Genomic DNA, 26,949 nt, shown 5'->3' on the forward strand with positions numbered 1-26,949 from the left:
CGCCTGCTGGGAGGGAGTAGCATTGAATACGCACCAGTCCGGGGCGGATACGCTTTCGCGTCCCGAAGATGAAAAACTATCTGTCGCTGCCAATCTGGCATATGGTTTTCAGCATGTGCTGACCATGTATGGGGGCATCGTGGCAGTTCCGCTGATCATCGGTCAGGCGGCTGGTCTCAGCCCAACCGAAATCGGCCTCTTGATCACCGCATCGCTTTTTGCCGGTGGCGTTGCCACCGTCCTGCAAACCGTCGGCATACCTTTTTTCGGCTGCCAGCTGCCTCTGGTCCAGGGCGTCTCTTTTTCGGGCGTCGCCACCATGGTGGCCATCGTCACATCGAGCCAGACCGGTGAAGCCGGCTTGCAGGTCGTGCTGGGAGCCGTCATTGCGGCAGCCGTCATCGGCCTTATCATCACGCCGATATTCTCACGCATCACGCGTTTCTTTCCGCCGCTCGTCACCGGTATCGTCATCACCACCATCGGCCTGACGCTGATGCCTGTTGCGGCGCGCTGGGCAATGGGCGGAGACAGCAACAGCCCCGAATTCGGCAGCATGGCCAATATCGGTCTTGCCGGCCTCACACTGGTCATCGTGCTCATTCTCAGCAAGATGGGCAATGCCACGATTTCGCGACTTTCGATCCTGCTCGCGATGGTCATTGGAACCTTTATCGCCTGGGCGCTCGGCATGACCGATTTTTCGCGGGTGAGCGAAGGTTCAATGGTGGCGCTGCCGGAAATCTTCCACTTCGGCATGCCGATATTCAGCCTCGCCGCAACGCTCTCTATGTTCATTGTGATCATGGTCACGCTCGTCGAGACTTCCGCCGATATTCTGGCGGTCGGTGAAATCCTCGGTACGAAAGTGGATTCGCGACGTCTCGCCAACGGCCTGCGCGCGGATATGCTTTCAAGCATCCTGTCGCCGGTTGTCGGTTCCTTTACGCAAAGCGCCTTCGCACAGAATGTCGGCCTTGTCGCTGTGACAGGCGTGAAGAGCCGTTATGTCGTGGCAACTGGCGGGCTGATCCTCATCACGCTCGGCCTCCTGCCGGTGATGGGTCGGGTGATTGCCTGCGTTCCTCCGGCAGTTCTGGGTGGAGCGGGTATCGTCCTGTTCGGCACGGTGGCTGCAAGCGGCATCCGCACACTCGCCAAAGTGGACTACGAGAACAATATCAATCTCATTATCGTGGCAACCTCGATCGGCTTCGGTATGATCCCGATCGCCGCACCCCAGTTCTATCATAACTTTCCGACCTGGTTTGAAACCATCTTCCACTCCGGCATCAGCTCGGCAGCGTTGATGGCCATTGCGCTCAACCTGATGTTCAATGAAATCAAATTGGGCAACAGCAACCAGATGTCAGTCTTCGCGGAAGGTACGGAACGCATCATCCGCCATCACAACATCTCGGAGCTGCATGACGGAGATTATTTCCTGAACGGCAAGCTCTACGATGCCAAGGGCAATGAAGTCAGGGTCGTTGCTGCTGCCGCCGCACACTGAGACGATTATCTCAGGACACGGATCACGGTTCGGTCCGTCAGATGAGGCAATAGGCGCGCCATGTCGGCGCGCCTCAATGCTATGCAGCCTTCTGTGGGCGTATAGCCGGGTCTGGCAAGGTGAAAGAAGATTGCACTGCCGCATCCGCGACGGCGCGGCGCAATATTCCAGTCCATGACAATGCAGACATCATAAAGATCATCACGCCGCCACATATCCTCGTGGCTTGCCGCATAAGGCAGCCTTACCGGGCGGTTGTAATTGGCGTCAGACGATGCATCGCACCAGCCATCCAGACGGCGGATGCGCCCGAGCGGCAACCGCGATGACGGCAGCATACCCTTGTCGCCGCGCCGGTATCCATAGAGCAGCCGCATGGTTGCCAGAGGCGTTGCTCCGTCACCTTCGCGCTTGAAAGCGCTGATTCCCCCCTTGCCAAGAGCGCATTCCAGCACCAGATTGCCGGCAACAAGCAAACCGCGAGTCTTGTGGCCCGGTTTGGCCCGCACATCGATAATGCCAATTCCCCGGCTAATTTCGTATCTGGCCAAGCCCCCGCCTCCGTGTCATGCATGTTTCAAACCGTTGTCGGCGAGAGCAAAAATCTCTTTCGCGTTTCGCCGCTTCAACTTGTCTCCATTAAATGTCATAAAACACCAAGAGCCATTTAAATCAAAGAGTAACGAGGACAGGCATGACAGGCCGTACGATACTGATTGTGGACGATGACGAAGATCTCCGTTCTATCCTCGTCGAACAGCTGGAGCTGTGCGAAGAATTCCAGATTTTGCAGGAAGACAATGCCACCAAGGGCATCCAGACTGCACGAAACGGCATTGTAGACCTCCTGATCATGGATGTCGGCCTGCCGGATATGGATGGACGTGAAGCCGTAAAATTGCTGCGCAAGGGTGGTTTCAAGGCACCGATCATCATGCTCACCGGCCACGATACGGAATCGGATACGATTCTCGGCCTCGAATCGGGCGCCAATGATTATGTCACCAAGCCGTTCAAATTCGCAGTGCTTCTGGCGCGCGTGCGCGCGCAGCTGCGTCAGCACGAGCAGAGCGAGGACGCGACCTTCATCGTCGGCCCTTATACGTTCAAGCCCGGCCAGAAACTCCTCATCGACGAGAAGGGCAGCAAGATTCGCCTCACCGAAAAGGAAGCGGCGATCATCAAGTATCTCTATCGCGCCGGCGACAAGGTTATCGGCCGCGATGTGCTTCTTGAAGAAGTATGGGGTTATAATTCGGGTGTGACCACGCATACGCTGGAAACCCACGTCTATCGTCTGCGCCAGAAAATCGAAAAAGATCCGTCCAATGCGGCGCTTCTGGTCACAGAAAGCGGGGGATACAAGCTTGTCCCATGATGGACAGCGCCCGATGCAGGTGTATTGACGACCCATGGCGCTTGATGACGATATTCGCATTCTCGGCACGGTAGGCCTGTTCGAGTCTTTTACGCCCGAACAGTTGCGGTTGCTTGCCTTCGGTGCGGAACGTCTCGTTCTCAGGGCCGGACGTGAGCTTTTCCGTGAAGGACAAAGTGCCGACTGCGCCTATATCGTCGTATCGGGCAATATCACCCTGTTTCACGAACAAGACGAAGGGCGGATTGCGATCCGCCCCGTCGGCCCTGGCGCCATGATTGGCGAAATGGCGTTGATCGCGCAGACCTCGCGTCTTACCGGTGCCGTCGCCGAAGCGGAAACCGAGGTTATCCGCATCAGCCGCGCAATCTTCCGCCGCATTCTGGAAGAATATCCCGAAGTGGCGGCGGCACTCCATGCGCATGTCAGTCGCAATCTGCTGGAACTGATCGGCGAAATCGAAAAAGTCGCACCGCGCCTGAATGGCGATTGACCCTCTTCAGAGTTCAATCACCCTTTCCATTCCGATGGCATTGAAAAAAGCCTGATCGTGGCTCACGATGATCAATGCTCCCTCATAGGCATTGAGAGCGATTTCCAGTGCCTCGATGGAATCGAGGTCGAGATGATTGGTCGGTTCATCAAGGATCAGAAGTTCGGGAAGCTCTGTTCCACCCAGAACGCAGGCAAGTGCTGCCCGTAACAATTCGCCTCCACTGAGACTGCTGGCAAGCCGTGAAGCCCCCTCGCCGCGAAACGAAAAACGCGCCAGTGCTGCACGGGCATCATTGTCGTTCGACCCCGGATTGAGACGCCGATAGTTTTCATAAAGGGTCTGGCCGCGATCCATCAGGTTCATCTGCTGGTCAAACATCACCATGCGCTCCGGGCGCATGACGGTTCCGGCCAAAGGTTGAAGCTCCCCCGTAATCAGCCGCAACAGGCTGGTCTTGCCTGCGCCATTCGGCCCTGTGACAACCACACGCTCAGCTCCCACGATCTTCAATGACAAGTCGCGGATCACCGGGTAGTCGGCTTGCGGCCCGCCCGAGACATTTCGCATCTCGAGCATGACGCGACCGGAAGGCGGAACCGCACCAGCCACATTGAAATGCATCGGCCTTACTCGCTCGACTTTTGCTTCCGCCTCCTGCAACTGCTTGTTGGCCCGGCTAGACTGGCGTTCCGCCAGTGCATCGCCCCGGCCCTTCGACTGCTGCGCACGGTCCTCTCGGGCATCGAGCAGCATTTTGCTCATCCCTGCATCGGCGCGCGATTTGCGACCGCGTGCATCGCTGCGCGCCTGTCTTTCGGCTGCAGCCTGTGCCTTCCGCTCCACCTGCTTGACTTCACGCTGTGCCGTTACGAGATCGCGCACCGCCGTCGCGCGCTCTTCGGTCTTTTTTGCGTGATAGAAGTCCCAGTTGCCGCCGTAGAGCCGAAGCCCGTCCGGAGATAATTCCGCTATCGCATCCATGGACTGCAACAGTTCGCGGTCATGGCTGACCACCACGGCTGCGCCGCGCCAGGCGGTCAGCAAATCGACAACTGCCAAACGACCGGCACGATCGAGATCATTGGTCGGTTCGTCCAACAGAATGAGATCAGGTTTGCGGAAGATGAGTGCTGCAAGCGCCGCGCGTGTCTGCTGGCCACCGCTCAAGGCCGAAAGGGGTGTGTCGGGAGCCATATCAGGCAAACCAAGCCGCTGCAGCACGTCGGCAAAACGCTGTGGCAGAAGCCAATCGGCCTCATTGAGATCGCTGTCACTGGCCAAGCCCTGTTCGACACGTGCCAAAATGTCGAAGTCTGTGCGCGCATCGAAAAGATCAGCCAGCGTCTCGGAACCATCGCCGCCGACGTTCTGCCGCAACACACCGATGGTTCCGTTTACGGTCACATTTCCGCTTGTCGGAAGCATCGCGCCACTCATCACGTGCAGCAGCGTCGATTTACCCACGCCATTGCGTCCGACCAGACCGATGCGACCTGCGGTTATGCTGAAATTGATGGATTCGAAGAGAGTACGTCCATCAGCCGTAACGCAGGAAACATCCTGAAGTGTAAGAAGAGCAGACATCGCGAACCATGGAAACGTTGAAAACACTGGTCATTTGAAACAGTGCAATCCGATCCATCGTTCTTCTCTCCTTGTTAAACTGCCTTCTATATAAGCCTTACGACGCGATCAATCCAGATCGAATGTCGCAATGACTGGCACATGGTCCGATGGGCGGTCCCAACCGCGCGCATCGCGAAGGATTTGCAGACCCTGCATATGCCCTTCAAGATCGGCAGAACCCCAGACGTGATCCAGCCTGCGGCCACGATCCGATTCGGCCCAATCCTTGGCGCGATAACTCCACCAAGTGAAGATTTTCTGATCCGCCGGAATAAGCTGTCGCATCAGGTCGCTCCAGCCACCCTTCACACGCAAATCTTCCAGCGTTTCGGTTTCGATCGGCGTATGGCTGACGATCTTGAGCAACTGCTTGTGCGACCAGACATCGTTTTCGAGCGGAGCAATGTTGAGATCACCAACGAGAACGGAAGAATGTCCGTCCTGCCGGTCGGCGACGATAGCGCGCATTTCTTCGAGAAAAGCCAGCTTATGCGCGAATTTCGGATTGATTACCGGGTCCGGCTCATCACCGCCCGCAGGAACGTAAAAGTTATGAATACGGAGCTTCTTACCGCCCGCCTCGACGACAGCGCTCAAATGGCGGCAATCGCCCATGTCGCAGAAACCGATCTTTTCCACGCCCGTCAGAGGACGCCGCGATATAGTTGCAACGCCGTGGTAGCCCTTCTGACCACTGATCGCGATGTGTTCATAGCCGAGAGCCCGGAACCCTTTCGACGGAAACAGATTATCGGGGCACTTCGTTTCCTGAAGGCACAGAACATCCGGCTGATAATCGCGCAGAAACTGCTCTACCAGCGGCATACGCAGACGAACGGAATTGATGTTCCAGGTAGCAACGGAAAAGGCCATGGAGATAGGATTCGCAGCAACGAAAAAGATGCCGCGAACCTAATCATTTATCCGGCAAATGCAAACGGCTTGCCTATCATAAACTGACGATTACTGACCTTTGCGCTTCATTGCGATGCGCTGATAGTCGATCTTGAACATATCGTCGGTGAAACGCACGCCGCTGCGCACATTGAAGATCATGACAGTGGTATCGAGCTTCTGGGCATCGGTGATGGTCCACTGCTTCAGCTCGTACGATTTAGGGTCGAACATCATGGTGATTTTCGAATCGCCAAAGATCGACTTGTCGCCCAGCACCAGCGTGGTCATATCCGGCTCCTGCTTCACATTCTGAAGACGGCCCCCACCCAGATCAATCCGATCTGCCAGCAGCAGCTTCAAGGGCGTCTTCGAAAGCGGATAGAGATCCCATGTATCGAGCTTGCGATTGTTGATGACGACCGATTCGCCATCCGAAATCACCCGGATTGGAGAATTATTGTAGTTGAAGCGAATCTTGCCCGGACGCTCGATATAGAAAGTGCCGCCCGTCTGTTCGCCCTTCGGGCCGAACTGCACGAACTCGCCGGTCATTGTACGTACCGATGAAAAATGATCGGCGATCTGCTGTGCCGCCGCACCGCCGCCTGCCCCCTGCGCCATCGCGGCGACCGGAGCCAGAACCAGCGACGTCATGCCAAGCCCAAGCGCTCCCATTCCCAGCACGGCGGCAAGGCGACCAGCTTTCGCGAAGGCGGAGAAACGGGAGAACATCATCGACAAACTTTCTCTTTTCATCATTCTGTTTAACTACGCCGCCAGTTGGGCGCGAGTATGGCCATCAGAAATCATCGTCGCCAGTGGGAACCAAAATTTCACGCTTGCCCGCATGGTTGGCCGGACCGACAATGCCCTCCTCTTCCATGCGTTCGATGATTGAGGCAGCCCGATTATAACCAATACCGAGACGGCGCTGGATGTAGGAAGTCGAAGCCTTCTTGTCACGCAACACCACGGCCACGGCCTGATCGTAAGGATCGTCGGAATCCTCCAAATTGCCGGTTCCAGCCGGGCCGCTGCCACCTTCGTCGTCTTCGTCATCCTCGGTGATGGCGTCGAGATATTCCGGCACGCCCTGAAGCTTCAGATGCTGCACGATGCGTTCCACCTCGTCGTCACCGACGAAAGGCCCGTGCACGCGCTGGATGCGGCCACCGCCAGCCATGAAGAGCATATCACCCTGACCGAGAAGCTGCTCGGCGCCCTGCTCGCCCAGAATGGTTCGGCTATCGATCTTCGACGTCACCTGGAATGAAATGCGGGTCGGGAAGTTGGCCTTGATCGTTCCGGTGATGACGTCCACTGATGGGCGCTGGGTGGCCATGATGACATGAATACCCGCCGCACGGGCCATCTGCGCCAGACGCTGCACCGCACCTTCGATATCCTTGCCGGCAACCATCATCAGGTCGGCCATTTCGTCGATAATCACGACGATATATGGCATCGGCTCCAGATCGAGCTCCTCCGTCTCGTAAATCGCCTCGCCGGTATTGCGGTCAAAGCCGGTCTGGACCGTACGTGCAATCGGCTCGCCCTTTTTCTGCGCAAGGCCGACGCGCTGATTAAAGCCGTCAATATTGCGCACACCGACCTTCGACATCTTGCGATAACGGTCTTCCATTTCGCGCACGGTCCATTTGAGCGCGACCACGGCTTTCTTGGGATCGGTTACGACAGGCGTCAGCAGATGCGGAATGCCGTCATAGACGGAGAGTTCCAGCATCTTCGGGTCGATCATGATCAGGCGGCATTCCTGCGGCGTCATGCGATAAAGCAAGGACAGGATCATGGTGTTGATCGCCACCGACTTACCCGAACCGGTCGTACCGGCGACGAGAACGTGCGGCATCTTCGCGATATCGGCGATCACCGGCTCGCCATTGATGGTCTTGCCGAGCGCAAGCGCCAGTTTCGCCTTCGACTGTTCGAAGTCGCGACTTGCCAGCATCTCGCGCAGATAAACCATCTCACGCTTCGGGTTCGGCAGTTCGATGCCGATGGCGTTACGCCCCGGAATGACGGCCACGCGTGCTGCAATCGCGCTCATCGAGCGGGCGATATCGTCGGCAAGACCGATGACGCGCGAGGACTTGATTCCCGGTGCGGGCTCCAGTTCGTAAAGTGTCACCACCGGACCAGGCTTCACATTGATGATTTCACCACGCACGCCGAAATCTTCCAGCACACCTTCCAACAGACGGGCGTTCTGTTCCAGCGCATCCTTGGAAAGCGCCGGATCGCGCTGGACGAGCTTCGGTTCGGCAAGGAAATGCAGCGATGGCATTTCAAACACGCCATTGTCCTTGAGGAAGGATGGCTGCGCCTCACGCTGGGCGCGTGCACCGGGTTTCGGCGACGGAGCGGCCTGTTCCACGCGAGCCTTTCGGCTACGCGGCGGCGGCGCATCGTGCCATTCCTGACCGGCGAGCGGCGCGCCGTCATCCATATCGTCCATATCGAAAGGCGGTTCGTCATCAGCAGCCGCTGGCGCTCCGAAACCGGGTTCGCGGCGCGGCGCATTGCGTGTTTCGGCGTTGCGGCGCACAACGCGCATATTGTCGAAATCTTCCGCGCGCGGGCGACAACGGCCAAGCCCCGTCAGGCGCTTGAAGTTCGCGGTCGTGGTCAGTGCCAGATGGGTGAGTGCACCCATAAGCTGGAAACCACCACCGGCTGATGTTTCATCGTCCTCGTCATCTACTGCGAAATCATCCTCCTCAGCGCCACGGCGGCCCGAGGGCTGTGCAGGATTGACGATCCCCACACCGCGCCCAATGATACCGCTGGCGAAAAGGCAGAGCCAGAAGGCCGGTACGGCGAGGATAAGCGCAATGCCTGAAGCGATCGCGCCTTGCGGGAAACTGCCAAGAAAAAGACCCGGGAACTTCAGGATCATGTCGCCGAAGACGCCACCGAGACCAATCGGCATCGGCCAGCTTTCCGGCACGGCGAAGCAGCTGGCGATGGCTGCAAACAGGAGTGCAGCGCCGAGCCACGCGAAACTGCGCTTGGCTACGCGGCCAATGCCGCCGCGTGTCATCATCAGCAGCGACCAGACGGCGAGCGGAAGCAGAGCGGGAACACTCGCCAGACCGAAAAACTGCATGGCAATGTCAGAGAACACTGCGCCCGGATAACCCAGCGCATTCGTTACCGGATTGTCGGTCGCATGGCTGAAGCTCGGATCGGCAACATTCCAAGTCGCCAATGCGCCGACCGCCATGCCGGTGAGCGCCAGAAGCCCCAATCCGAACAGGATATAGAACTGCCTGCGGAAGAGATTGGCCAGTTTCAGCCTGTCTTCCGTAATCCGCTCGTCACGCAGCGGGTATGAGGGCGAATATCCTTGCCGCATATAGCCTGTCCCGAACCGAAAATATTTGCTGGCCCCTGAGCGGAAATGCTCCGGGCACATTGAATCGGTCCGATCCTAGTCGCAGGGTGGTTAATTCCTCATTAACCATGCATCAGGCCGCAGATAAATCCTGTCGACAAAATGAAAAAGGCGCGGTTTTCCGCGCCTTTTTCCTCTTGAGACAATCCCGCTCTATTGAACGGATTCGCCGTGCAAAGCGATGTCGAGGCCCTCGATCTCGGCCTGTTTGCTGGGGCGCAGACCCATGACGGCCTTGACCACGTAAAGAATGATCGCGGTGGCGATCGCCGTATAGACAATCGTGATGGCAGCACCGAAGAACTGCTTGCCGATGGTTGCACCTTCACTGGCCGGGTTGATCGCCGCATCGGCGAAGAGACCGGTCAGCACCGCACCGACGAAGCCGCCGACACCATGGACTCCGAACGCATCGAGCGAATCGTCATAACCGAGCGCATGCTTGATCTTTACAGCCGCCACATAGCAGACCGCACCAGCCACGATGCCGATGATGAGCGCACCCATGGGGTTGACGAAACCGGCGGCAGGCGTAACGGCAACAAGGCCGGCAACGGCGCCTGAAATGATACCGAGCACGCTCGGCTTGCCTGCAATCGCCCATTCCACAAACATCCAGGCCAGAGCTGCACCGGCAGTCGCAACCTGCGTATTGAGCATGGCGACGCCAGCAAGTGCATTGGCACCGACAGCGGAACCGGCATTGAAGCCGAACCAGCCAACCCACAGAAGGGCAGCACCAATGACCGAAAGGACAAGATTATGCGGCGCCATGTTGGTGTGGCCGTAACCATCGCGCTTGCCGATGATGAGAGCCGCAACCAGACCGGCCACACCGGCATTGATATGGACGACCGTGCCGCCAGCAAAATCAAGCACGCCATCCGACGCCATGAAGCCGCCGCCCCAGACCCAATGCGCGACCGGGATATAGACGATAAACAGCCAGAGGGTCAGGAAGACAAGCATGGAGGAAAACTTCATGCGTTCGGCAAACGAACCGGCGATAAGTGCGGGCGTGATCACCGCAAAAGTCATCTGGAAGGTGATAAACACATATTCGGGGATCGTTCCCGTCAGCGATTCCATCGTGACGCCGGAGAAAAAGGCCTTGGAAAGACCGCCAATATAAGAGTTGAGCGATCCACCATCGGTAAAGGCCAGCGAATAGCCTGCAACCATCCACAGAATGGACATGAGACAAGTAATGGCGAAGCTCTGCATCACCGTGGAGAGCACGTTCTTCTTGCGCACCATGCCGCCATAGAACAGTGCGAGACCCGGTATAGTCATCATCAACACAAGCGCGGTTGAAGTCAGCATCCACGCCGTATCGCCCGTATCGAGGGTTGGTGTCGGTGCGGCGTCCTGTGCCAATGCCGTCCCGGCCATGGCGACGAGCGCAGGCAGGGTAGCCAGAAGGGCCGTTTGCTTGTTTCTTCCTGTTATGAGCATCGAATTTCTCCGTCGAAGGGCGGCTTCAAACGCGGCTGCGCTGGAAAGACCGGTTCAAACAGAGAGAAACAAAAATCGTGCCAGTTGGCCCTGGCTGGCAAATTAACTGCAAATTTTCTGATATTCGGTGCGCCGGATGCGGAAATTCCGGGCCATGGAAGAGGTGGTGCCGCTACGATTTCGAACCGAATGACGCCGTAAGTGATTCATTCGATTCGGTTTTTGCACCACGGGCATTCCGCTAATCAGTAGCGAAATGCCTTATTTTTAATCGACTGATTAATGTGCGATTAAAACTTAATCACTTCTTTTTGTCATGGACACGGATCAACCCTTCCTGCGCAACCGATGCGATCAGCACGCCATCACGTGTATAAAGCGCCCCCCGGTTGAAACCGCGCGCGCCGGAGGCGCTGGGAGTGTCCTGCGTGTAGAGCAACCAGTCATCAAGCCTGCATGGCCGGTGAAACCACATGGCATGGTCGAGGCTTGCAACCTGCAGATCACGGTCGAAAATGGTGCGGCCATGCGGATGCAGGGACGTATCGAGCAGCGTCATATCGGAGAGATAGGCGAGAATGGCGGCCTGCAATGCCCGGTCATCCGGCACGATACCGCGCGCTCTGACCCAAACATGCTGGACAGGCTCAAGCTTCTCGCGCGAGAAATAATGGGTCAGCGAGACAGGCTTGATTTCGATAGGTCGCTCCCGCTCCCAGTATTTGCGCACATTGGGCGGCGCCATATGGAGATACTGCTCCTTGATGTCGCGATCGCCGACAAGCTGCTCAGGCATCGGTAGTCCTTCCGGCATGGGAAGCTGGTGATCGAGCCCACCCTCATCCACCTGAAACGAAGCCGAAAGGGAAAAAATGGCCTTGCCATGCTGCTTTGCCAGAACGCGCCGTGTGCTGAAGCTCGATCCGTCGCGGATACGGTCCACCTCATAGACAATCGGGATCGCTGGATCGCCTGGCCGCACGAAATAGGCATGCAGGGAGTGGACATGTCGCTCGGGCTCAACCGTGCGCTGCGCTGCGATCAGCGCCTGCCCAATCACCTGCCCGCCGAAAACCCGCTGCCAGCCGACCTGTGGACTGTTGCCGCGGAACAGATCCACCTCAAGAGTTTCCAGATCGAGGATGGAAAGAAGCTCACGCATTGCGTCAGTTTGAGCGTCAGCGGACTTTTCTTGATCGGTCATGGACAGCCTGTCTCCTGCAACCATATATATGCTTTGGGTTCTTGTTTGAGCCGGAGCATTGGAACCTGTCAAGAACCGTGCGCGAGAAGCTGTATCGGCAGAGGCCCGGATACCTCGCTTCGGCAGCTCGCGTTCCGACATGCACCGCGGCAAAATATCGGGTTCCTTGGACAACGATATATGCCAAAACACCGCTAGAGCGGTTCCAGTCAAACCAGAATCGTGGAACCGCACTATCTCTTTGTTTCTAAGCATTTGCCTGGCGCAAAACCGCTTCGCACTTTTGCTGGAAATGCTATCGTGAGATAGATTCTCGAAAGGAAGTGACAATGGCCGCCCGGAAGAAGCAGGAAGCAGCACGCAATAACGATGTGGTGATTGCAGGCGGCGGCTATGTCGGGCTCGTCACGGCAGTTGCGATCAAATCAGCGGCACCGCATCTTTCCGTTACTGTCATCGACGGTGCACCGGCTGGTGCCTGGAAGAACGACCCGCGCGCTTCCTCGATTGCCGCGGCTGCATCACGTATGCTTGACCAGCTCGGCTGCTGGCAGGAAATCCTTCCCGAAGCCCAGCCCATCACGGAAATGGTCATCACCGATTCGCGCACTTCCGATCCCGTGCGCCCGGTTTTTCTCACTTTCGAAGGTGAAGTCGAACCCGGCGAACCCTTTGCCCATATGGTGGAAAACCGTGTCCTCAACACCGCCCTCCATAATAAGGCCGAAGCGCTCGGAATTGTCTTCCTCGAAGCCACCAGTGTAGAGAATTTCAACACGCTCCCTGAAGGAGTAACCGTCACCCTCTCCAATGGGGATACGCTTGAAACGCGCCTGCTGATCGCCGCAGATGGTGCGCGCTCCCGCCTGCGTGATCTTGCTGGCATCAAGACGGTCAACTGGGATTACGGCCAGTCCGGCATCGTGTGCAATGTCGCCCATGAACTGCCGCATGGCGGCCGGGCTGATGAGCATTTTCTTCCAGCCGGTCCATTTGCGATCCTTCCGTTGAAGGGTAATCGCAGTTCACTGGTCTGGACCGAGCGCACATCGGATGCCGAACGCCTCATTCGCGAAGACGACTTCGTATTCGAGGCTGAACTGGAACAGCGCTTCGGGCATCGTCTGGGTGCCCTGCATGTCGAAGGCCCGCGCCGCGCCTTCCCGCTCGGCCTGACGCTGGCACGTGAATTCGTGAAGCCACGTTTCGTGCTGGTGGGCGATGCGGCGCACCGTATCCATCCCATTGCCGGTCAGGGCCTCAATCTTGGCTTCCGGGATGCCGCCGCAATTGCCGAAGTCGTGGTCGAAACGGATCGCCTCGGCCTCGACATCGGTTCATTTGCCGCTCTGGAGCGTTATCAGTCCTGGCGTCGCTTCGATACCGTGCAGATGGGTGTGACGACGGACATCCTGACCAAGCTTTTCTCCAACGACAACCCGGCCATCCGCTCTATCCGCGATATTGGTCTGGGGCTCGTAGACCGGGTACCGGCGCTGAAATCCTTCTTCATCAAGCAGGCCGCCGGTCTTTCAGGCGACACGCCGCGCTTGTTGAAGGGACAGGCTATCTGAATTCTCGCCAAGTTCTGGTTGATTGCTGGAAGCCGTGGTCAAGCGCCCTATATCGGTAGCGGAAATCCCAACCGAGAGGAGAGCTTCCCATGGACAGAAAAGCAACCGCCGTCTGGCAAGGCACGCTGAAGGAAGGCAAAGGCACCCTCAACACGCAAAGCGGTGCACTGAAAGACCTGCCTTACGATTTCAAAGCTCGTTTTCAGGACGAAAGCGGTCGCTCCGGCACCAATCCGGAAGAACTTCTGGGTGCTGCTCACGCAGGCTGCTTTGCCATGCAGCTTTCCGCACTCCTGACGGAACATGGAACACCACCGGAAAAGCTGGAAGCAACTGCGGCAGTCACTGTCGGCCCCGCAGCTGGCGGTGGCTTTGAGATCAGCCGCAGCGCGCTCACGCTCAATGCCTCTATTCCCGGCATTTCGGTCGAGGATTTCGAAGCGCTCGCCAACAAAGCCAAGCAGTCCTGCCCTCTCTCGAAAGCACTGGGCGCCATTGAGGTTACGCTGGACGCAAAGCTGGTCTGAAAAATCTCAAGACGCGGAAATGATGAGCGGGCGCAAGCCCGCTTTTTTATTCGGGCAGGTGGCAAACAGCCTCGATATTGTGCCCATCCGGATCCGTCACGAAAGCAGCGTAATAATCAGGATGGTAATCGGCACGCAAGCCGGGTTTGCCGTTGTCGGCCCCCCCGGCAGCAATTGCCGCTTCATAAAAGCGGTCAACCTCGGAGCGGGTTCCAGCCGAAAAAGCCACATGAAGCACGCCATCGAGCTTCGCGCCCTTCTGCTTGCCGATCCAGAATTCCGGCTTGCCATTGCGGCCATACCCCACCCAGTCGCCGAACTCCATGGCCCGACTTATGCCAAGGGGAGCGAGTGCCGCATCATAGAAAGCTCGCGACTTGGGCATGCTGGAAATGTTGAAACCAATATGATCGAGCATGATTGCCCTGTCTCCGATGGATCTATTCTCCAATGAGATATCGGCGCGGCTACAAAGATCAAGCCTTCTGCGATGGCAACCAGAGCTCAGATCAATAAAAAGGGGAAGGTTTGCACCTTCCCCTCATTCAAACCGATAATGATGCCGCGATTACACGCGGCGCTCGACCATCATCTTCTTGATTTCGGCAATCGCCTTGGCAGGGTTCAAGCCCTTCGGGCAGGTCTGCGCACAATTCATGATCGTATGGCAGCGATAGAGCCGGAACGGGTCCTCGAGATTATCGAGGCGTTCGCCCTTGGCTTCGTCGCGGCTATCGATCAGCCAGCGATAGGCCTGAAGCAGCACGGCAGGGCCGAGATAACGGTCGCCGTTCCACCAGTAGCTCGGGCACGAGGTCGAGCAGCAGGCGCACAGAATGCACTCGTAGAGACCGTCGAGCTTCTGACGGTCCTCATGGCTCTGCAGCCATTCCTTCTGCGGCTCCGGCGAAACCGTCTTGAGCCATGGCTCGATGGAACGATGCTGGGCGTAGAAATTGGTGAGGTCCGGCACAAGATCCTTCACCACCGGCATATGCGGCAGCGGGTAAACCTTGATGGCACCCTTGATGTCGTCCATGCCCTTGGTGCAGGCAAGCGTGTTTGCGCCGTCGATATTCATGGCGCAGGAACCGCAAATGCCTTCACGGCACGAACGGCGCAGCGTCAGGGTCGGGTCAATCTTGTTCTTGATATAGAGCAGACCGTCCAGAACCATCGGACCGCAATCGTCGCGATCGACATAATAGGTGTCGATGCTCGGATTGGCGTCGTCGTCCGGCGACCAGCGATAGATACGGAATTCGGTAACCCGCTTCGCACCGTCGGGGCGCGGCCAGGTCTTGCCCTCTTGCGGGCGCGAATTCTTGGGAAGTGCGAGTTCAACCATTGCTCTTTCCCTTGATTAGTAAACGCGCTTCTTCGGCGCAATCTTGGCGAGGCTGATGCCGCCTTCCTCTTCCGTCGTCAACGGATCGAGGTGGACAGGACGGTAGTCAAGCTTGACCTTGCCATCCGGCGACAGCCAGGACAGGGTGTGCTTGCGCCACACGGCATCGTTGCGATCCGGGAAATCCTCATGCGCATGGGCACCGCGGCTTTCCTGGCGCGCTTCGGCGGAAACAACCGTCGTCAGCGCATTCGCCATCAGGTTTTCCAGCTCAAGCGTTTCGACGAGATCGGAGTTCCAGATCATCGAACGGTCGGTAACCTTGATGTCCGGCAGTTCATGCCAGAGCTTTTCCATGCGCTCGACGCCTTGCTTGAGCGATTCCGACGTACGGAATACGGCGGCATCTTCCTGCATGGTACGCTGCATCTTCTCGCGCAGTTCTGCGGTCGGCTGGGAGCCGTTGGCAAAACGCAGACGATCGAAGCGCTCCATGATCTTGTCGCAGGCGGTAACGTCGAGGTCCGGAATCTTCGACTTGCGATCAATGACCTGCCCGGCGCGGATTGCAGCCGCACGGCCAAACACGACCAGATCGATCAGCGAGTTGGAGCCGAGACGGTTTGCGCCGTGCACCGAAGCGCAGCCCGCTTCGCCGACAGCCATCAGGCCCGGCTGTACGCGGTCTGGATCAGCCTCGGTCGGGTTCAACACTTCGCCCCAGTAATTGGTCGGAATGCCACCCATATTGTAGTGAACCGTCGGGAGAACCGGGATCGGTTCCTTGGTCACATCGACGCCTGCGAAAATCTTGGCCGATTCCGAAATACCCGGCAGGCGTTCATGCAGAACAGCCGGATCGAGATGGTCAAGATGCAGGAAGATGTGATCCTTGGCCTTGCCGACGCCACGGCCAGCACGGATTTCCATGGTCATGCAGCGCGAGACAACGTCACGCGAGGCAAGGTCCTTGGCCGAAGGGGCATAGCGCTCCATGAAGCGCTCGCCTTCGGAATTGACCAGATAACCGCCTTCGCCGCGCGCACCTTCGGTGATGAGGCAGCCTGCGCCATAGATGCCAGTTGGATGGAACTGTACGAATTCCATGTCCTGCAGTGGCAGGCCGGCACGTGCAACCATGCCGCCACCATCGCCGGTGCAGGTATGGGCAGAGGTTGCCGAGAAATAGGCACGGCCATAACCGCCTGTCGCCAAAACCACCATCTTGGCCGAGAAGCGATGGATCGTGCCGTCATCAAGGTTCCACGCCACGACGCCGGTGCAGACACCGTCAGTCATGATGAGATCGAGCGCGAAATATTCGATGAAGAACTGCGCGTTGTTCTTGAGCGACTGGCCATAGAGCGTATGCAGGATAGCGTGGCCGGTACGGTCGGCAGCAGCACAGGTGCGCTGGACCGGAGGACCGTCGCCAAAATTCTGCATGTGGCCGCCGAACGGGCGCTGATAAATCTTGCCTTCTTCCGTACGCGAGAAAGGCACACCGTAGTGTTCCAGTTCGTAGACGGCGGCAGGCGCTTCACGCGCCAGATATTCCATCGCATCGGTGTCGCCGAGCCAGTCCGATCCCTTGACGGTATCGTACATGTGCCACTGCCAGCTGTCCGGGCCCATATTCTTGAGCGAAGCGGCGATGCCACCCTGCGCTGCGACCGTATGCGAACGGGTCGGGAAAACCTTGGTGATGCAAGCCGTCTTCAGGCCTTGCTCGGCCATGCCGAGCGTTGCGCGTAGGCCCGCGCCGCCAGCTCCGACCACCACCACGTCGAACTTGTGATCGACATAGGTATATTTGCTTGCCACGGCAGCATCGGCCGCGTTGTTTACTGCACTAGCCATCGGGCTATCAACCTCCGAAGCTCAGCTTGAGAATCGCAAAAATGCAGGCGAAGCCGACCACCGCCGTAAAGAAGGTGTTCAACATCACCAGCACGACCTTCATGCCTTCGCCATGCACATAATCTTCGATAATGACCTGCATACCCAGGCGCATGTGATAAACGCCAGTCAGAACGAACAGCGCCATCACGATTGCCGTGAAGGGATGCGACAGGGCAGCCCGGACTTCCGCATAGCTTGCGCCATTGAGCGAAATGACCAGACCGATGAAAAACATGACCAGCGGCACAAGAGCGGCGGCGCTCAAGCGCTGATACCAGAAATGACCGGTGCCTTCCTTGGCTGATCCCAGACCCCGAACCTTGCCGAGCGGGGTGCGCATATCATTGTTCATACCGTTCATGAAACCAGCTCCCCTTAGCGCACCGAATAGGCAACGACCCAGACGAGGATCGTGGCGATGACGGAGAAAACGACGGTCGCCCAGGCGATCTTCGAAGCTGTGTGCTTTTCAAGACCAGCGCCCGTATCCCAGATCAGGTGACGAACGCCACCGGCCAGATGGTGCAGAAGCGCCCAGGTATAGCCGAACAGGATCAGGCGACCGATCCAGGACGAGAACAATGCGTTGACGAAATTGAAGCACTCTTCGCTGACCGCAGCCGAAATCAGCCAGGCTGCCAGCAACAGGGTGCCGAAGTAAAGTGCGCCGCCCGTGATGCGATGGACGATGGACATCGTCATCGTAATGACCGGCTTGTAGATGGACAGGTGCGGCGACAAAGGACGCTGGCGCGTTACAGTCGGTTGTGTCATGGCTCTGTAGGCTTCCCTGACGTTTCTCTCCGGCCACACCCCGCTGACGAAGATCAGCGAAGCAGCCAGGTTGCGGGTTCTCCCGAACCCCAGTTCGACGTCGTCCAAAGCACATGGAACCGGACTTTACGATCCCGCGCCGGTACGACCCAATAAAATATGGCTGGACCGTGGCGTACGGCCCTATGTGGCGCTTTCTACTGCGCTTTTACCATCACGTCAAAGAAGCTTTTTCACGAAAAGACTAACAATTGGTCGCACCTGGGCGACACATTCGCGTGATTGCGGCATTCAAACGATTGAAGACCGCAATCGGCAAAAACATGTGTAATTTCATCAACTTTTGGGAAATCGATCAACTGCCGAATCGAATCACATAGCTCGACCAGTCCGCAGCCGTAGCAATCTGTTCATAGAGCTTGCGCCCGTCTTCCGGCACGCGCGGCGCATTAAGCACCAGCTTGGACCAGCTGCGCTCTTCCGCCTTGTCGGCAAGCACGTCGATCAGCGCCTTGGCTATGCCCTTTCCGCGATGATCGTGATGCACATAGATATGGTCCACCTGCCCTGCACGCAGACCCGTCACGGGTTCGGGCAGATCGTAGAAGATCACGAAGCCGACCAGATTTCCGTCGACCCTGGCCCCCAGAGTTTCAGCGGCGCGATCCTGAAGCAGGTGTTCGGCATAAAAATCGTCGGGGCGGCGTGGAGCGCCGCGCTTCAGCGCCTGCGCATAGCTTGCCAGCAGCGGCGCGAATTCATGGGCATCACGCAGATGGAGGAGCGCAATATCGACGGCATGATCTTTGGTCATTGGACGTTCCTTGGCGTTTCCAGCTCTTCCGCCTGCGACCTGCGAAGCAGTAGCGCACGAGAAGACCGGTTCGATTTTAGCCAGCACGGATGACAAAGGTAAAGAAAGAGTTAAGATAGTCCTCATTCTCTTTGGGATCATGCACGATGAGGCTCGATCAACGATGGCAAACTGCAAACGGCTGATACTTGGTCTGGTTGTCGTCTGCGCCCTTGCGCTGACCGGTCCCGCGCTTGCCGAAGAAGCGATGCGCTCCGTCGATGCGTCGGGAAACCTTGTCGTCCAGATGCCGGATAATGGCGCCAAGATCATCCGGGTCGGCGCGGCGCAGAAGCCAGTTTTGCCTTCGCCGCAACGCATGAAGGTGATTACCGCGCCGCGGGATCGCACGGTTGCCTATATCGTCGCCAAGCCCAACGGCAATTGCGAGAGCGCTGTCGTGCTGCGCGGGCGCTCTTTCATGTATGGGATCGACCGCGGGGAAACACCGGTCCTCGACCATGCGGGCTGCGGCTATCAATAGGATTCGTTCAACGCCCGGCCTTTGAGCGGAACTCCACAACGTTTTCGTCCACCAATATCGGCAGAGCGCTGCGGACGCAGTTGCGCCCGCCCTTCTTCGCTTCATAAAGCGCCCCGTCGGCCCGCTTGTAGAGATCGGAAAACACATCGTCGAATTCCATTTCCGCGATACCGAAGCTCACGGTGAATTCAATCCCGCCGTTCCTGCCCGGAATATGGATATCGCGACAGACAAGCCGGGTCTTGTCCGCAAATCTCCATGCGGACTGGATCGTATTGCCCGGCAGAATGATCGCGAATTCCTCGCCGCCAATACGCGCGGCAATCCCACCCTTGGCATTGGCTGCCTTGCGCAATTCGGCAGAGAAAGCGGCGATGACGCGATCTCCCAGCGCATGACCATGTGTATCGTTGATTGCCTTGAAGTGATCGATGTCGCACAGAACAAGCGACAGAGCCTGCCGCATACGTTTCGACTTTTCAATTGCGGCTTCGGCACGAAACTCGAAGCCGCGCCGGTTGAGCAACGTCGATAGCTGGTCCGTTTCCGAGCGGATCAACATATTGGCGATCAGCTCCCGCATCAGGCTCAAGAGCAGAAGCAGCCCGCCTGCGACGGAAAGAGCAGCACCGATTGACTGCGAGAACATTGCATAGGTCGTATCGATATAATCAGCCGGTTCAGCACCCGCGCCTCCCGACAGCACGGCGATGACCGGCTTGAACAGGAAGTGGACGGCACTGATACCAAACAGTATCGCCATCAAGGTATCGATACCGTTGCGTTCCACCCGCAGGATCAGCCACACTGCCAGAAGGAGTACGAGGAAATAGGGCGCCTGATAAAGCAGCATGCCGATCATCTGGCTGCGGGCAATGTCATATATGCTGTAGACCGCGGCGAGAGATGCAATGGTCAGCAGACCGAGCGCAATCCACGGCACCGGTCGGGCATACATCCGCGCCAGACCGACGACCAGACAGGACAATGTCAGGTAATAGGTCGAAAAGGCGAGCATATAGCCGAGGCGGGGATTGGGAATGGAAGGCATGGCAAGCTCTGTCAGGAAATAGAGCATTGCGAAAATAAAGCCGAAGGCGAAGACAGGCGCGGCCGCATTATCCCGCGCATAAACGGCAATGCCGAGAAATGCGAAAGCAAACAGACCGGAAACGGTCATGTTGATCAGGAGGATAAAGTCGGCTCCATTCATCGATGCTCTTCCCCGTGCTGGCTGTCAAAGGCTCCCAGACGCCAGCCACCCCATTCCTCCTTACAATCAAAGCGTGAAAAAGCTGCTAATATACAGCCAAAGAAAAACCGCCGGGATGAGCCGGCGGTTTGATCTTTCCAGAAGCGCTTCAAAAACGCTTCGTCAGGAGTGAAACCTCAGTTCCACTCGCGAATGTCGACGAAATGTCCGGCAATTGCCGCAGCGGCAGCCATGGCTGGCGACACGAGATGGGTGCGGCCCTTGAAACCCTGACGGCCTTCAAAATTGCGGTTCGAGGTCGAAGCGCAACGTTCACCCGGCTTAAGGCGGTCGTCGTTCATGGCAAGGCACATGGAACAACCCGGTTCGCGCCAATCGAAACCGGCTTCGATGAAGATCTTGTCGAGGCCTTCAGCTTCCGCCTGTTCCTTCACGAGACCCGAGCCCGGCACGATCATGGCGTTGACGCCAGCCGCAACCTTCTTGCCAGCGGCCATGCGTGCCGCATCGCGCAGATCTTCGATACGACCATTGGTGCAGGAACCGATGAAGACGCGATCGATCTTGATGTCGGTCATCTTGGTGCCCGGCTTCAGGCCCATATAGTCCAGAGCACGCCACTTGGATGCACGCTTGGTCTCGTCCTTGATCTCATCCGGGTTCGGAACGATGTCCGTGACGAAGACCACGTCTTCCGGTGAGGAACCCCAGGAAACGACCGGCGAAATCTTAGCGGCATCCAGTTCGACGATCTTGTCGAAATGTGCACCCTCATCCGAATGCAGCGTCTTCCAGTACGAAATCGCCTGTTCCAGCGCTTCGCCCTTCGGCGCGCGTGGCTTGTCCTGCACATAGGCAAAGGTCGTTTCGTCCGGTGCGATCAGACCAGCGCGCGCACCGCCTTCAATCGACATGTTGCAGACCGTCATGCGGCCTTCCATCGACAACGAGCGAATAGCGCTACCGGCATATTCGATCACATAACCGGTGCCGCCCGCAGTGCCGATTTCGCCGATGATGGCAAGCGTGATGTCCTTGGCGGTGACGCCGGGAGCCAGTTCGCCCTCAACACGCACGAGCATGTTCTTGGCTTTCTTCTGGATCAGCGTCTGGGTAGCCAGAACGTGTTCTACCTCGGAGGTGCCGATACCATGCGCCAGCGAACCGAAAGCGCCATGCGTGGAGGTGTGGCTGTCGCCGCAGACAATGGTCATGCCCGGCAGGGTGAAGCCCTGCTCCGGCCCGACGATGTGCACGACACCCTGACGGCGATCACGCTCGGAATAATATTCAACGTTGAAATCCGCAGCATTCTTGGCCAGAGCTTCGACCTGAATGCGGCTTTCCTCGTTCTTGATACCGTTGATGCGGTCCGGTGAGGTCGGAACATTGTGATCGACCACGGCCAGCGTCTTTTCAGGATGACGCACCTTGCGGCCAGCCATGCGCAGGCCTTCAAAAGCCTGCGGACTCGTCACTTCGTGCACAAGATGGCGATCAATATAAAGGAGGCAGGTTCCGTCTTCCTGCTGATCCACTACATGGTCGTCCCAGATCTTGTCGTAAAGTGTACGCGGCGCGCTCATTGCGAGAGGTCCTTTGAATAGTTCTTAACTTTGGCTGTCATATGCACCCGCCATCACGGTTCGTCAAGAAACTGAAACCGCAACAGGGTGTCGCAGTAACAATCTTGCGAGATATGGGCGGAATTATGCAATATGTTACGCAGCCCGTCGCATTTGGCAAATAAAAAAGGCGACCCGAGGCCGCCTTTTTCAAACAGATTGCTGTGAAGCTTATTCAGCAGCAGCCTTGGCGGCTTCGGCCTTGGCGGCGGCAGCCTTGTCGGCTTCGCGCTCGGCCTTGGTACGGTTGTCTTTCTTTTCAGCAATACGGGCAGCCTTACCGGTAAGGCCACGCAGGTAGTAAAGCTTCGCGCGACGAACCTTGCCGCGGCGAACGAGTTCAACGCCTTCGACGATCGGCGAGTAAACCGGGAATACGCGCTCTACGCCTTCGCCGTACGAAATCTTGCGAACGGTGAAGTTTTCGTTGAGGCCAGCGCCGGAACGGGCAATGCAGACGCCTTCATAGGCCTGCACGCGGGTACGCGTACCTTCGGTAACGCGAACCTGAACGCGAACCGTGTCGCCCGGCTGGAAATCTGGAAGCTTGCGCTTTTCTTCGATCTTTGCTGCCTGTTCGGCTTCAAGCTGACGAATGATATCGGTCATCGTCTCTCTCCTTCTTGAATTCTTCTCAAACAGTCAGAGCGCTCTGCACTTGCCGCCAAGCAATCCTTGGCCCTGCGGCTATGCCCTCAATTTCAGGCAGGAGCGGTACACCATTTATTGGTTTAGGACGTTTCGGGCTTTGCCCGAACGAGATATTACAATGTCGGTACTAGCCCGAACTCGCGCGGCAATACACCATTGCCGCCAATGAATCAATATCAGGACAAGAAAATCGCCTCAGATACGGCCCAGATGCGTGTCCTTGAAACCGGTTCCATATTTGAGACCGAAGCCAAGCGCGCGGTCGACGCCGATATGCACGGCCCAGATCAGTGCCATAGCGATGCAGATCTGCCAGTTCATCGCCCAGCCCAGAACTGCGAGAAGCACAACGCCGATCCAGCTATGGGCGATATTATAGACCACGGCGCCGGTGCGCGGCCCCTTCATATAGCCGAAGAAAGACAGATCGGGCGCCAGAATGAGCAGGGCGAAAAGCCACCAGCTTGCACCGCTGACCCAATAGGCTCCCAGCGCCAGCAGCGCGAGGGAAAGACTTTCGAGCCGCTGGATCAGATTCATTTGCGTTTGCCCTCGCTATAGGCTTCCCAAAGATCGGGACGCCGTTCCTTCGTGATCCGTTCGGCCTGCTCATGCCGCCATTTATCGATTGCGCCATGATTGCCGGAGGTCAGGATTTCGGGGATGGGCCTATCTTCCCAAACCTGCGGACGGGTATAATGCGGATGTTCGAGCAGCCCGGTCTCAAAACTTTCGGTCTCTCCGGATTCGCGATTGCCCATCACACCCGGCAAAAGCCGCACGATTGCATCAAGCAAAACGATTGCCGCGGTTTCTCCACCCGACAGGATGTAATCGCCGATCGATACTTCCTCGAGATTGCGCGCCTCGATGACGCGCTCGTCCACACCCTCGAAGCGGCCACAAAGAATGATCGCGCCCGGTCCGTCGGCCAGTTCGCGCACGCGCTTCTGCGTCAGCGGCTTTCCGCGCGGGCTCATCAGCAGCGTCGGACGGCGACCGTCGGCAACCGAATCCAGCGCGCGGGCGATCACATCCGGCTTCATCACCATGCCAGCGCCACCACCGGATGGCGTGTCATCGACCATACGGTGCTTGCCTTCCGCAAAATCGCGAATCTGCACCGCATCGAGCTGCCATTTGGTCTCGCTGAGTGCCTTACCTGCAAGCGAAGTGCCAAGGGGACCGGGAAACATTTCCGGATAAAGCGTCAGCACCGATGCATGAAAGAAGCCGGGCTCATCATCGACCCTTGAAACGTCGGTCATGACTTCTTCGGCTTTTTCTTTTCGTTCTGCGGGCGTTCATCCTCATCGTCGGCGATCAGTCCAGCGGCATAGGGCTCGACCAGCAAAGTGCCCTTATCCAGATCGATTTCCGGTACGGCTGCCTCCGTGAAAGGAATAAGCATCGGGCGCTTGCCCTTTTCGCTGAGCTCGATGAGGTCGCCGCCACCGAAATCGAACAGGGCGCTCACCACGCCATAGGTCTTGCCTTCGGCATCCACCGCCAGCAAGCCGATCAGGTCGGTCTGGAAGAACTCGTCTTCGTCCAGTTCGTCGTCCGGCAGCTGCGAACGATCAATGAAAAGTTCGGTCCCGTTCAGCGCTTCGGCGGCATTACGGTCATTGATGCCCTTGAAGCGCACGACCACGACCGTCTTTGCTGGACGAGCTTCCAGAACCTCGTAACTCTTGCCCTGTTCGTCATAGAGCAGGCCGTATTCGGCAATTGCCAGCGGATCGCCGGTGAAGGTCTTTACTCTCACTTCGCCACGCGTGCCATGGGCGGCACCAATGACGGCAAGCTGGATCGGGTTTTCTGGACGCGGCATTGCCAACCTTGTTTCTGCTGCTCGAATAGAACTATTTTTCGTTCAATAACCCTTTCGTCAGCGCAATTCACCTCAATTCGTAAGAATAGTGCTTTTCGTCCCGCGAACAACCAGCCGGTAACCTATCGCTGGCAAACTGTCCGTCCACCCAGAATGAACGACCGGCTTGATTATGACAACGAACAGCGAATTTCTGATCCCTGCCCGCGCCGACCTCGCAGCGGCGCGTGAAGAATGGTTGAAGACGCTGAAGGATGCGCGCCGCCTGTCGGAAAACACACTCGAAGCCTATGAGCGCGACACACGTCAGTTCCTCAATTTTCTGACTGGGCATCTGGGCGAACCGCCATCGCTGAAAGATGTTGGCAATCTACGGATCGCCGACCTGCGCTCGTTTCTGGCCAGCCGTCGCAATGAAGGCGTCGGTGCCCGCACGCTGGGCCGCGGGCTTGCTGGCGTGCGCTCGCTTTTACGCCATCTGGAAAAACGCGGCCTGGCCAATGCGGCAGGCGCAAGCGCCATGCGCGCGCCACGCCAGCCGAAATCATTGCCGAAACCATTGACCGCCGAAGACGCCCGGCGCGTGGTTGCAGCCGATGGGCAAATGGCGGAGGAACCATGGATTGCCGCGCGCAACGCAGCCGTCCTGACCTTGCTCTACGGTTGCGGCCTGCGCATTTCGGAAGCGCTCGGCCTGATGGGTGATGCGCTGTCCGACAGCACTGCCCGTTCGATCACCATTACGGGCAAGGGCAACAAAGCGCGTCTCGTCCCGCTTCTGCCCATCGTGCATCGCGCCGTTGCACAATATCGAACGCTTTGTCCGTTCGACCTTTCCGCCGACAAACCGCTTTTTCGAGGCGCCAAGGGTGGTGTGCTGCATGCTGCGATCATCCAGCGCGAAATGCAGAAACTGCGTGCTGGTCTCGGCCTGCCCGACAGCGCGACGCCGCATGCGCTGCGCCATTCCTTCGCCACCCACCTTCTGGGGCGAGGCGGTGATCTCAGGACCATCCAGGAGCTGCTTGGCCACGCAAGCCTCTCGACCACACAGGTCTATACCGGCGTGGATACCGAGCGACTGCTGGAAGTCTATGACAAGGCGCATCCGCGCGCTTGAGAAGTCGCTGGCATCGGCAGAAACCGCCCCTATATTACTCTCATGAAAAAGCTGCTTCTCGTTCTTCTCTATGCCTGTCTGGCAGGCACTGTCTCGGCTCGCGCCGACGATGCACCTGCTGCTTGCGCCGTGCACGGCATCAATCTCATTGACGGGTTGGAGGCAAAAGACCCGGCAAGTTGGCAGGAAATACAGCGCGAAGCCGATGCTGTACCCAATCGCAAAGGGCTTCTTTGGAAAATCGATAAAGACGGCGTCGAACCGTCCTATCTTTTCGGCACGATCCATCTTTCCGATCCGCGTGTTTTGACATTGCCGAAAGCCGCCGACGAGGCCTATCGGTCAGCAAGCACTGTCGTCATCGAAACGACGGATATTCTGGACCCGAAGGCTTTCCTGCGCCTCAAGCTCGAACAGCCCGACCTGCTGCTCTTCACTGATGGCAGCACCTTGAAGTCGCATATTCCGCCCGAGCGGCGGGAGGAGATCGAACAGAAGCTTGCAGAACGCGGTATCGTTCTCGACGCGGTTGCAAAAATGAAGCCGTGGGTGCTGACCAGCCTGCTCGCACTTCCAAAATGCGAGAGGGAGCGCAAAAACGATGGCGAGAGATCGCTTGATGAACGGCTGGCTCTCGACGCACAGGCCGAGGGCCGCAATGTTTTGGGCCTGGAAAGTGCAGCAGAACAACTGGTCGCGATGAACCGGATGCCGCTCGACTTCCATCTCCGCAATCTGGTGGCTACCGTCGACTATGGCGACAAGGTCGAGGATGCCATGGAGACCACGACCGCGCTCTACCTCAAGGGCGAGATTGGCATGATCATGCCGTCGCTCCGAAAGATCGTTCCCGACAGTCTTTCCGAAGCAGACTATGAACTATTTCTAAAATATCTCATTTCCGACCGTAATCAGGTCATGGCGGATCGTGCCGTTCCGATCATCGACAAGGGAAATGCCTTTATTGCCGTCGGCGCCCTGCATCTGCCGGGCAAGGACGGAATAATTGAACTGTTACGCGCAAAAGGCTATCGGGTGAGCCCACTATAAAACCTCTAAG

27 protein-coding genes are annotated in these 26,949 nt (G+C 57.6%); 8 read left to right on the forward strand and 19 right to left on the reverse strand.

What is annotated here, in order from left to right:
* Positions 1-22: 22 nt before the first annotated feature.
* Complete coding sequence (locus tag KWJ32_RS05080) at positions 23-1,513, forward strand: nucleobase:cation symporter-2 family protein (RefSeq protein WP_012091153.1); 1,491 nt, start codon at positions 23-25, stop codon at positions 1,511-1,513.
* A gap of 5 nt (positions 1,514-1,518) precedes the next feature.
* Here the strand turns inward: KWJ32_RS05080 and KWJ32_RS05085 are convergent, their stop codons facing one another.
* Positions 1,519-2,064: a L,D-transpeptidase gene (locus tag KWJ32_RS05085; RefSeq protein ID WP_012091152.1), complete on the reverse strand. Its 546-nt coding sequence runs from the start codon at positions 2,062-2,064 to the stop codon at positions 1,519-1,521.
* A 143-nt stretch (positions 2,065-2,207) separates the two neighbouring features.
* On the opposite strand from KWJ32_RS05085, the gene KWJ32_RS05090 reads away from it, so the two are divergent.
* Together KWJ32_RS05090 and KWJ32_RS05095 are read left to right on the forward strand one after the other, a co-directional pair.
* A complete protein-coding gene (locus tag KWJ32_RS05090) occupies positions 2,208-2,891 on the forward strand; it encodes a response regulator transcription factor (protein WP_006467959.1) in 684 nt (227 codons plus the stop codon).
* Between the two features lie 34 nt (positions 2,892-2,925).
* A complete protein-coding gene (locus tag KWJ32_RS05095) occupies positions 2,926-3,384 on the forward strand; it encodes a cyclic nucleotide-binding domain-containing protein (protein WP_010657562.1) in 459 nt (152 codons plus the stop codon).
* A gap of 6 nt (positions 3,385-3,390) precedes the next feature.
* Here the strand turns inward: KWJ32_RS05095 and KWJ32_RS05100 are convergent, their stop codons facing one another.
* The 6 genes from KWJ32_RS05100 to tesB all read right to left on the reverse strand — a co-directional run bounded on the left by KWJ32_RS05100 (position 3,391) and on the right by tesB (position 11,984).
* A complete protein-coding gene (locus KWJ32_RS05100; protein WP_151609625.1) occupies positions 3,391-4,971 on the reverse strand; it encodes an ABC-F family ATP-binding cassette domain-containing protein in 1,581 nt (526 codons plus the stop codon).
* A gap of 108 nt (positions 4,972-5,079) precedes the next feature.
* Positions 5,080-5,886, reverse strand: a complete 807-nt coding sequence (locus KWJ32_RS05105) for an exodeoxyribonuclease III (protein WP_094514467.1) — start codon at positions 5,884-5,886, stop codon at positions 5,080-5,082.
* Positions 5,887-5,976: 90 nt separating this feature from the next.
* Complete coding sequence (locus KWJ32_RS05110; RefSeq protein ID WP_029375810.1) at positions 5,977-6,645, reverse strand: outer membrane lipoprotein carrier protein LolA; 669 nt, start codon at positions 6,643-6,645, stop codon at positions 5,977-5,979.
* A gap of 64 nt (positions 6,646-6,709) precedes the next feature.
* The gene (locus KWJ32_RS05115; RefSeq protein WP_012091147.1) at positions 6,710-9,286 is read right to left on the reverse strand and encodes a DNA translocase FtsK; all 2,577 of its coding nucleotides are present in this window, start codon (positions 9,284-9,286) and stop codon (positions 6,710-6,712) included.
* A gap of 192 nt (positions 9,287-9,478) precedes the next feature.
* Positions 9,479-10,780, reverse strand: a complete 1,302-nt coding sequence (locus KWJ32_RS05120) for an ammonium transporter (RefSeq protein WP_010657567.1) — start codon at positions 10,778-10,780, stop codon at positions 9,479-9,481.
* Positions 10,781-11,081: 301 nt separating this feature from the next.
* On the reverse strand, positions 11,082-11,984 hold the full coding sequence (tesB, locus tag KWJ32_RS05125; RefSeq protein WP_012091146.1) for an acyl-CoA thioesterase II: 903 nt from the start codon (positions 11,982-11,984) through the stop codon (positions 11,082-11,084).
* 329 nt (positions 11,985-12,313) lie between these two features.
* On the opposite strand from tesB, the gene KWJ32_RS05130 reads away from it, so the two are divergent.
* Both KWJ32_RS05130 and KWJ32_RS05135 read left to right on the forward strand, forming a co-directional pair.
* The gene (locus KWJ32_RS05130) at positions 12,314-13,558 is read left to right on the forward strand and encodes a ubiquinone biosynthesis hydroxylase (protein WP_012091145.1); all 1,245 of its coding nucleotides are present in this window, start codon (positions 12,314-12,316) and stop codon (positions 13,556-13,558) included.
* An 89-nt stretch (positions 13,559-13,647) separates the two neighbouring features.
* On the forward strand, positions 13,648-14,085 hold the full coding sequence (locus KWJ32_RS05135) for an OsmC family protein (protein ID WP_010657570.1): 438 nt from the start codon (positions 13,648-13,650) through the stop codon (positions 14,083-14,085).
* 46 nt (positions 14,086-14,131) lie between these two features.
* Here the strand turns inward: KWJ32_RS05135 and KWJ32_RS05140 are convergent, their stop codons facing one another.
* The 6 genes from KWJ32_RS05140 to KWJ32_RS05165 all read right to left on the reverse strand — a co-directional run bounded on the left by KWJ32_RS05140 (position 14,132) and on the right by KWJ32_RS05165 (position 18,923).
* Positions 14,132-14,503, reverse strand: coding sequence for a VOC family protein (locus KWJ32_RS05140; protein ID WP_012091144.1), 372 nt, complete (start codon positions 14,501-14,503; stop codon positions 14,132-14,134).
* Positions 14,504-14,653: 150 nt separating this feature from the next.
* Entirely contained in the window at positions 14,654-15,433 is a 780-nt protein-coding gene (locus tag KWJ32_RS05145) for a succinate dehydrogenase iron-sulfur subunit (RefSeq protein WP_010657572.1), read from the reverse strand.
* A gap of 15 nt (positions 15,434-15,448) precedes the next feature.
* A complete protein-coding gene (gene sdhA, locus KWJ32_RS05150) occupies positions 15,449-17,293 on the reverse strand; it encodes a succinate dehydrogenase flavoprotein subunit (protein WP_012091143.1) in 1,845 nt (614 codons plus the stop codon).
* Between the two features lie 7 nt (positions 17,294-17,300).
* Entirely contained in the window at positions 17,301-17,696 is a 396-nt protein-coding gene (gene sdhD / locus KWJ32_RS05155; RefSeq protein WP_010657574.1) for a succinate dehydrogenase, hydrophobic membrane anchor protein, read from the reverse strand.
* A gap of 14 nt (positions 17,697-17,710) precedes the next feature.
* Positions 17,711-18,109: a succinate dehydrogenase, cytochrome b556 subunit gene (gene sdhC / locus KWJ32_RS05160; RefSeq protein WP_010657575.1), complete on the reverse strand. Its 399-nt coding sequence runs from the start codon at positions 18,107-18,109 to the stop codon at positions 17,711-17,713.
* Positions 18,110-18,464: 355 nt separating this feature from the next.
* Complete coding sequence (locus tag KWJ32_RS05165) at positions 18,465-18,923, reverse strand: GNAT family N-acetyltransferase (protein ID WP_010657576.1); 459 nt, start codon at positions 18,921-18,923, stop codon at positions 18,465-18,467.
* A gap of 163 nt (positions 18,924-19,086) precedes the next feature.
* Between KWJ32_RS05165 and KWJ32_RS05170 the strand changes: the two genes are divergently transcribed.
* Positions 19,087-19,446 (forward strand): hypothetical protein, encoded by a 360-nt coding sequence (locus KWJ32_RS05170; RefSeq protein ID WP_012091142.1) that lies wholly within the window; start codon positions 19,087-19,089, stop codon positions 19,444-19,446.
* 7 nt (positions 19,447-19,453) lie between these two features.
* Here the strand turns inward: KWJ32_RS05170 and KWJ32_RS05175 are convergent, their stop codons facing one another.
* The 6 genes from KWJ32_RS05175 to rimM all read right to left on the reverse strand — a co-directional run bounded on the left by KWJ32_RS05175 (position 19,454) and on the right by rimM (position 24,769).
* Positions 19,454-20,659, reverse strand: coding sequence for a GGDEF domain-containing protein (locus tag KWJ32_RS05175; protein ID WP_012091141.1), 1,206 nt, complete (start codon positions 20,657-20,659; stop codon positions 19,454-19,456).
* Between the two features lie 176 nt (positions 20,660-20,835).
* Positions 20,836-22,245 carry a 3-isopropylmalate dehydratase large subunit gene (leuC, locus tag KWJ32_RS05180; protein WP_010657579.1) on the reverse strand — a complete coding sequence of 470 codons (1,410 nt, stop codon included), beginning with the start codon at positions 22,243-22,245 and terminating at the stop codon, positions 20,836-20,838.
* Between the two features lie 210 nt (positions 22,246-22,455).
* Positions 22,456-22,893: a 50S ribosomal protein L19 gene (rplS, locus tag KWJ32_RS05185; protein WP_006467977.1), complete on the reverse strand. Its 438-nt coding sequence runs from the start codon at positions 22,891-22,893 to the stop codon at positions 22,456-22,458.
* A gap of 237 nt (positions 22,894-23,130) precedes the next feature.
* A complete protein-coding gene (locus KWJ32_RS05190) occupies positions 23,131-23,475 on the reverse strand; it encodes a DUF4260 domain-containing protein (RefSeq protein ID WP_012091140.1) in 345 nt (114 codons plus the stop codon).
* Entirely contained in the window at positions 23,472-24,203 is a 732-nt protein-coding gene (gene trmD, locus KWJ32_RS05195; RefSeq protein ID WP_012091139.1) for a tRNA (guanosine(37)-N1)-methyltransferase TrmD, read from the reverse strand. Before trmD ends, KWJ32_RS05190 begins: the two co-directional genes overlap by 4 nt.
* On the reverse strand, positions 24,200-24,769 hold the full coding sequence (gene rimM, locus KWJ32_RS05200) for a ribosome maturation factor RimM (RefSeq protein WP_010657582.1): 570 nt from the start codon (positions 24,767-24,769) through the stop codon (positions 24,200-24,202). Before rimM ends, trmD begins: the two co-directional genes overlap by 4 nt.
* Positions 24,770-24,941: 172 nt before the next feature.
* Between rimM and KWJ32_RS05205 the strand changes: the two genes are divergently transcribed.
* Both KWJ32_RS05205 and KWJ32_RS05210 read left to right on the forward strand, forming a co-directional pair.
* On the forward strand, positions 24,942-25,889 hold the full coding sequence (locus KWJ32_RS05205; RefSeq protein ID WP_012091138.1) for a tyrosine recombinase XerC: 948 nt from the start codon (positions 24,942-24,944) through the stop codon (positions 25,887-25,889).
* Between the two features lie 42 nt (positions 25,890-25,931).
* Entirely contained in the window at positions 25,932-26,939 is a 1,008-nt protein-coding gene (locus KWJ32_RS05210; protein WP_151609627.1) for a TraB/GumN family protein, read from the forward strand.
* Positions 26,940-26,949: the final 10 nt, after the last annotated feature.

This window comes from Ochrobactrum sp. BTU2 (genome assembly GCF_024539785.1).
In the GTDB taxonomy this organism is placed as follows: Bacteria; Pseudomonadota; Alphaproteobacteria; order Rhizobiales; family Rhizobiaceae; genus Brucella; species Brucella anthropi.

Coding starts and splice junctions, on each gene's coding strand:
- KWJ32_RS05090 (WP_006467959.1), top strand. CDS start 2,208: ATGACAGGCCGTACGATACTGATTGTGGACGATGACGAAGATCTCCGT.
- KWJ32_RS05095 (WP_010657562.1), top strand. CDS start 2,926: ATGGCGCTTGATGACGATATTCGCATTCTCGGCACGGTAGGCCTGTTC.
- KWJ32_RS05100 (WP_151609625.1), bottom strand. CDS start 4,971: ATGTCTGCTCTTCTTACACTTCAGGATGTTTCCTGCGTTACGGCTGAT.
- KWJ32_RS05105 (WP_094514467.1), bottom strand. CDS start 5,886: ATGGCCTTTTCCGTTGCTACCTGGAACATCAATTCCGTTCGTCTGCGT.
- KWJ32_RS05110 (WP_029375810.1), bottom strand. CDS start 6,645: ATGATGTTCTCCCGTTTCTCCGCCTTCGCGAAAGCTGGTCGCCTTGCC.
- KWJ32_RS05115 (WP_012091147.1), bottom strand. CDS start 9,286: ATGCGGCAAGGATATTCGCCCTCATACCCGCTGCGTGACGAGCGGATT.
- KWJ32_RS05120 (WP_010657567.1), bottom strand. CDS start 10,780: ATGCTCATAACAGGAAGAAACAAGCAAACGGCCCTTCTGGCTACCCTG.
- tesB (WP_012091146.1), bottom strand. CDS start 11,984: ATGACCGATCAAGAAAAGTCCGCTGACGCTCAAACTGACGCAATGCGT.
- KWJ32_RS05130 (WP_012091145.1), top strand. CDS start 12,314: ATGGCCGCCCGGAAGAAGCAGGAAGCAGCACGCAATAACGATGTGGTG.
- KWJ32_RS05135 (WP_010657570.1), top strand. CDS start 13,648: ATGGACAGAAAAGCAACCGCCGTCTGGCAAGGCACGCTGAAGGAAGGC.
- KWJ32_RS05140 (WP_012091144.1), bottom strand. CDS start 14,503: ATGCTCGATCATATTGGTTTCAACATTTCCAGCATGCCCAAGTCGCGA.
- KWJ32_RS05145 (WP_010657572.1), bottom strand. CDS start 15,433: ATGGTTGAACTCGCACTTCCCAAGAATTCGCGCCCGCAAGAGGGCAAG.
- sdhA (WP_012091143.1), bottom strand. CDS start 17,293: ATGGCTAGTGCAGTAAACAACGCGGCCGATGCTGCCGTGGCAAGCAAA.
- sdhD (WP_010657574.1), bottom strand. CDS start 17,696: ATGAACGGTATGAACAATGATATGCGCACCCCGCTCGGCAAGGTTCGG.
- sdhC (WP_010657575.1), bottom strand. CDS start 18,109: ATGACACAACCGACTGTAACGCGCCAGCGTCCTTTGTCGCCGCACCTG.
- KWJ32_RS05165 (WP_010657576.1), bottom strand. CDS start 18,923: ATGACCAAAGATCATGCCGTCGATATTGCGCTCCTCCATCTGCGTGAT.
- KWJ32_RS05170 (WP_012091142.1), top strand. CDS start 19,087: ATGGCAAACTGCAAACGGCTGATACTTGGTCTGGTTGTCGTCTGCGCC.
- KWJ32_RS05175 (WP_012091141.1), bottom strand. CDS start 20,659: ATGAATGGAGCCGACTTTATCCTCCTGATCAACATGACCGTTTCCGGT.
- leuC (WP_010657579.1), bottom strand. CDS start 22,245: ATGAGCGCGCCGCGTACACTTTACGACAAGATCTGGGACGACCATGTA.
- rplS (WP_006467977.1), bottom strand. CDS start 22,893: ATGACCGATATCATTCGTCAGCTTGAAGCCGAACAGGCAGCAAAGATC.
- KWJ32_RS05190 (WP_012091140.1), bottom strand. CDS start 23,475: ATGAATCTGATCCAGCGGCTCGAAAGTCTTTCCCTCGCGCTGCTGGCG.
- trmD (WP_012091139.1), bottom strand. CDS start 24,203: ATGACCGACGTTTCAAGGGTCGATGATGAGCCCGGCTTCTTTCATGCA.
- rimM (WP_010657582.1), bottom strand. CDS start 24,769: ATGCCGCGTCCAGAAAACCCGATCCAGCTTGCCGTCATTGGTGCCGCC.
- KWJ32_RS05205 (WP_012091138.1), top strand. CDS start 24,942: ATGACAACGAACAGCGAATTTCTGATCCCTGCCCGCGCCGACCTCGCA.
- KWJ32_RS05210 (WP_151609627.1), top strand. CDS start 25,932: ATGAAAAAGCTGCTTCTCGTTCTTCTCTATGCCTGTCTGGCAGGCACT.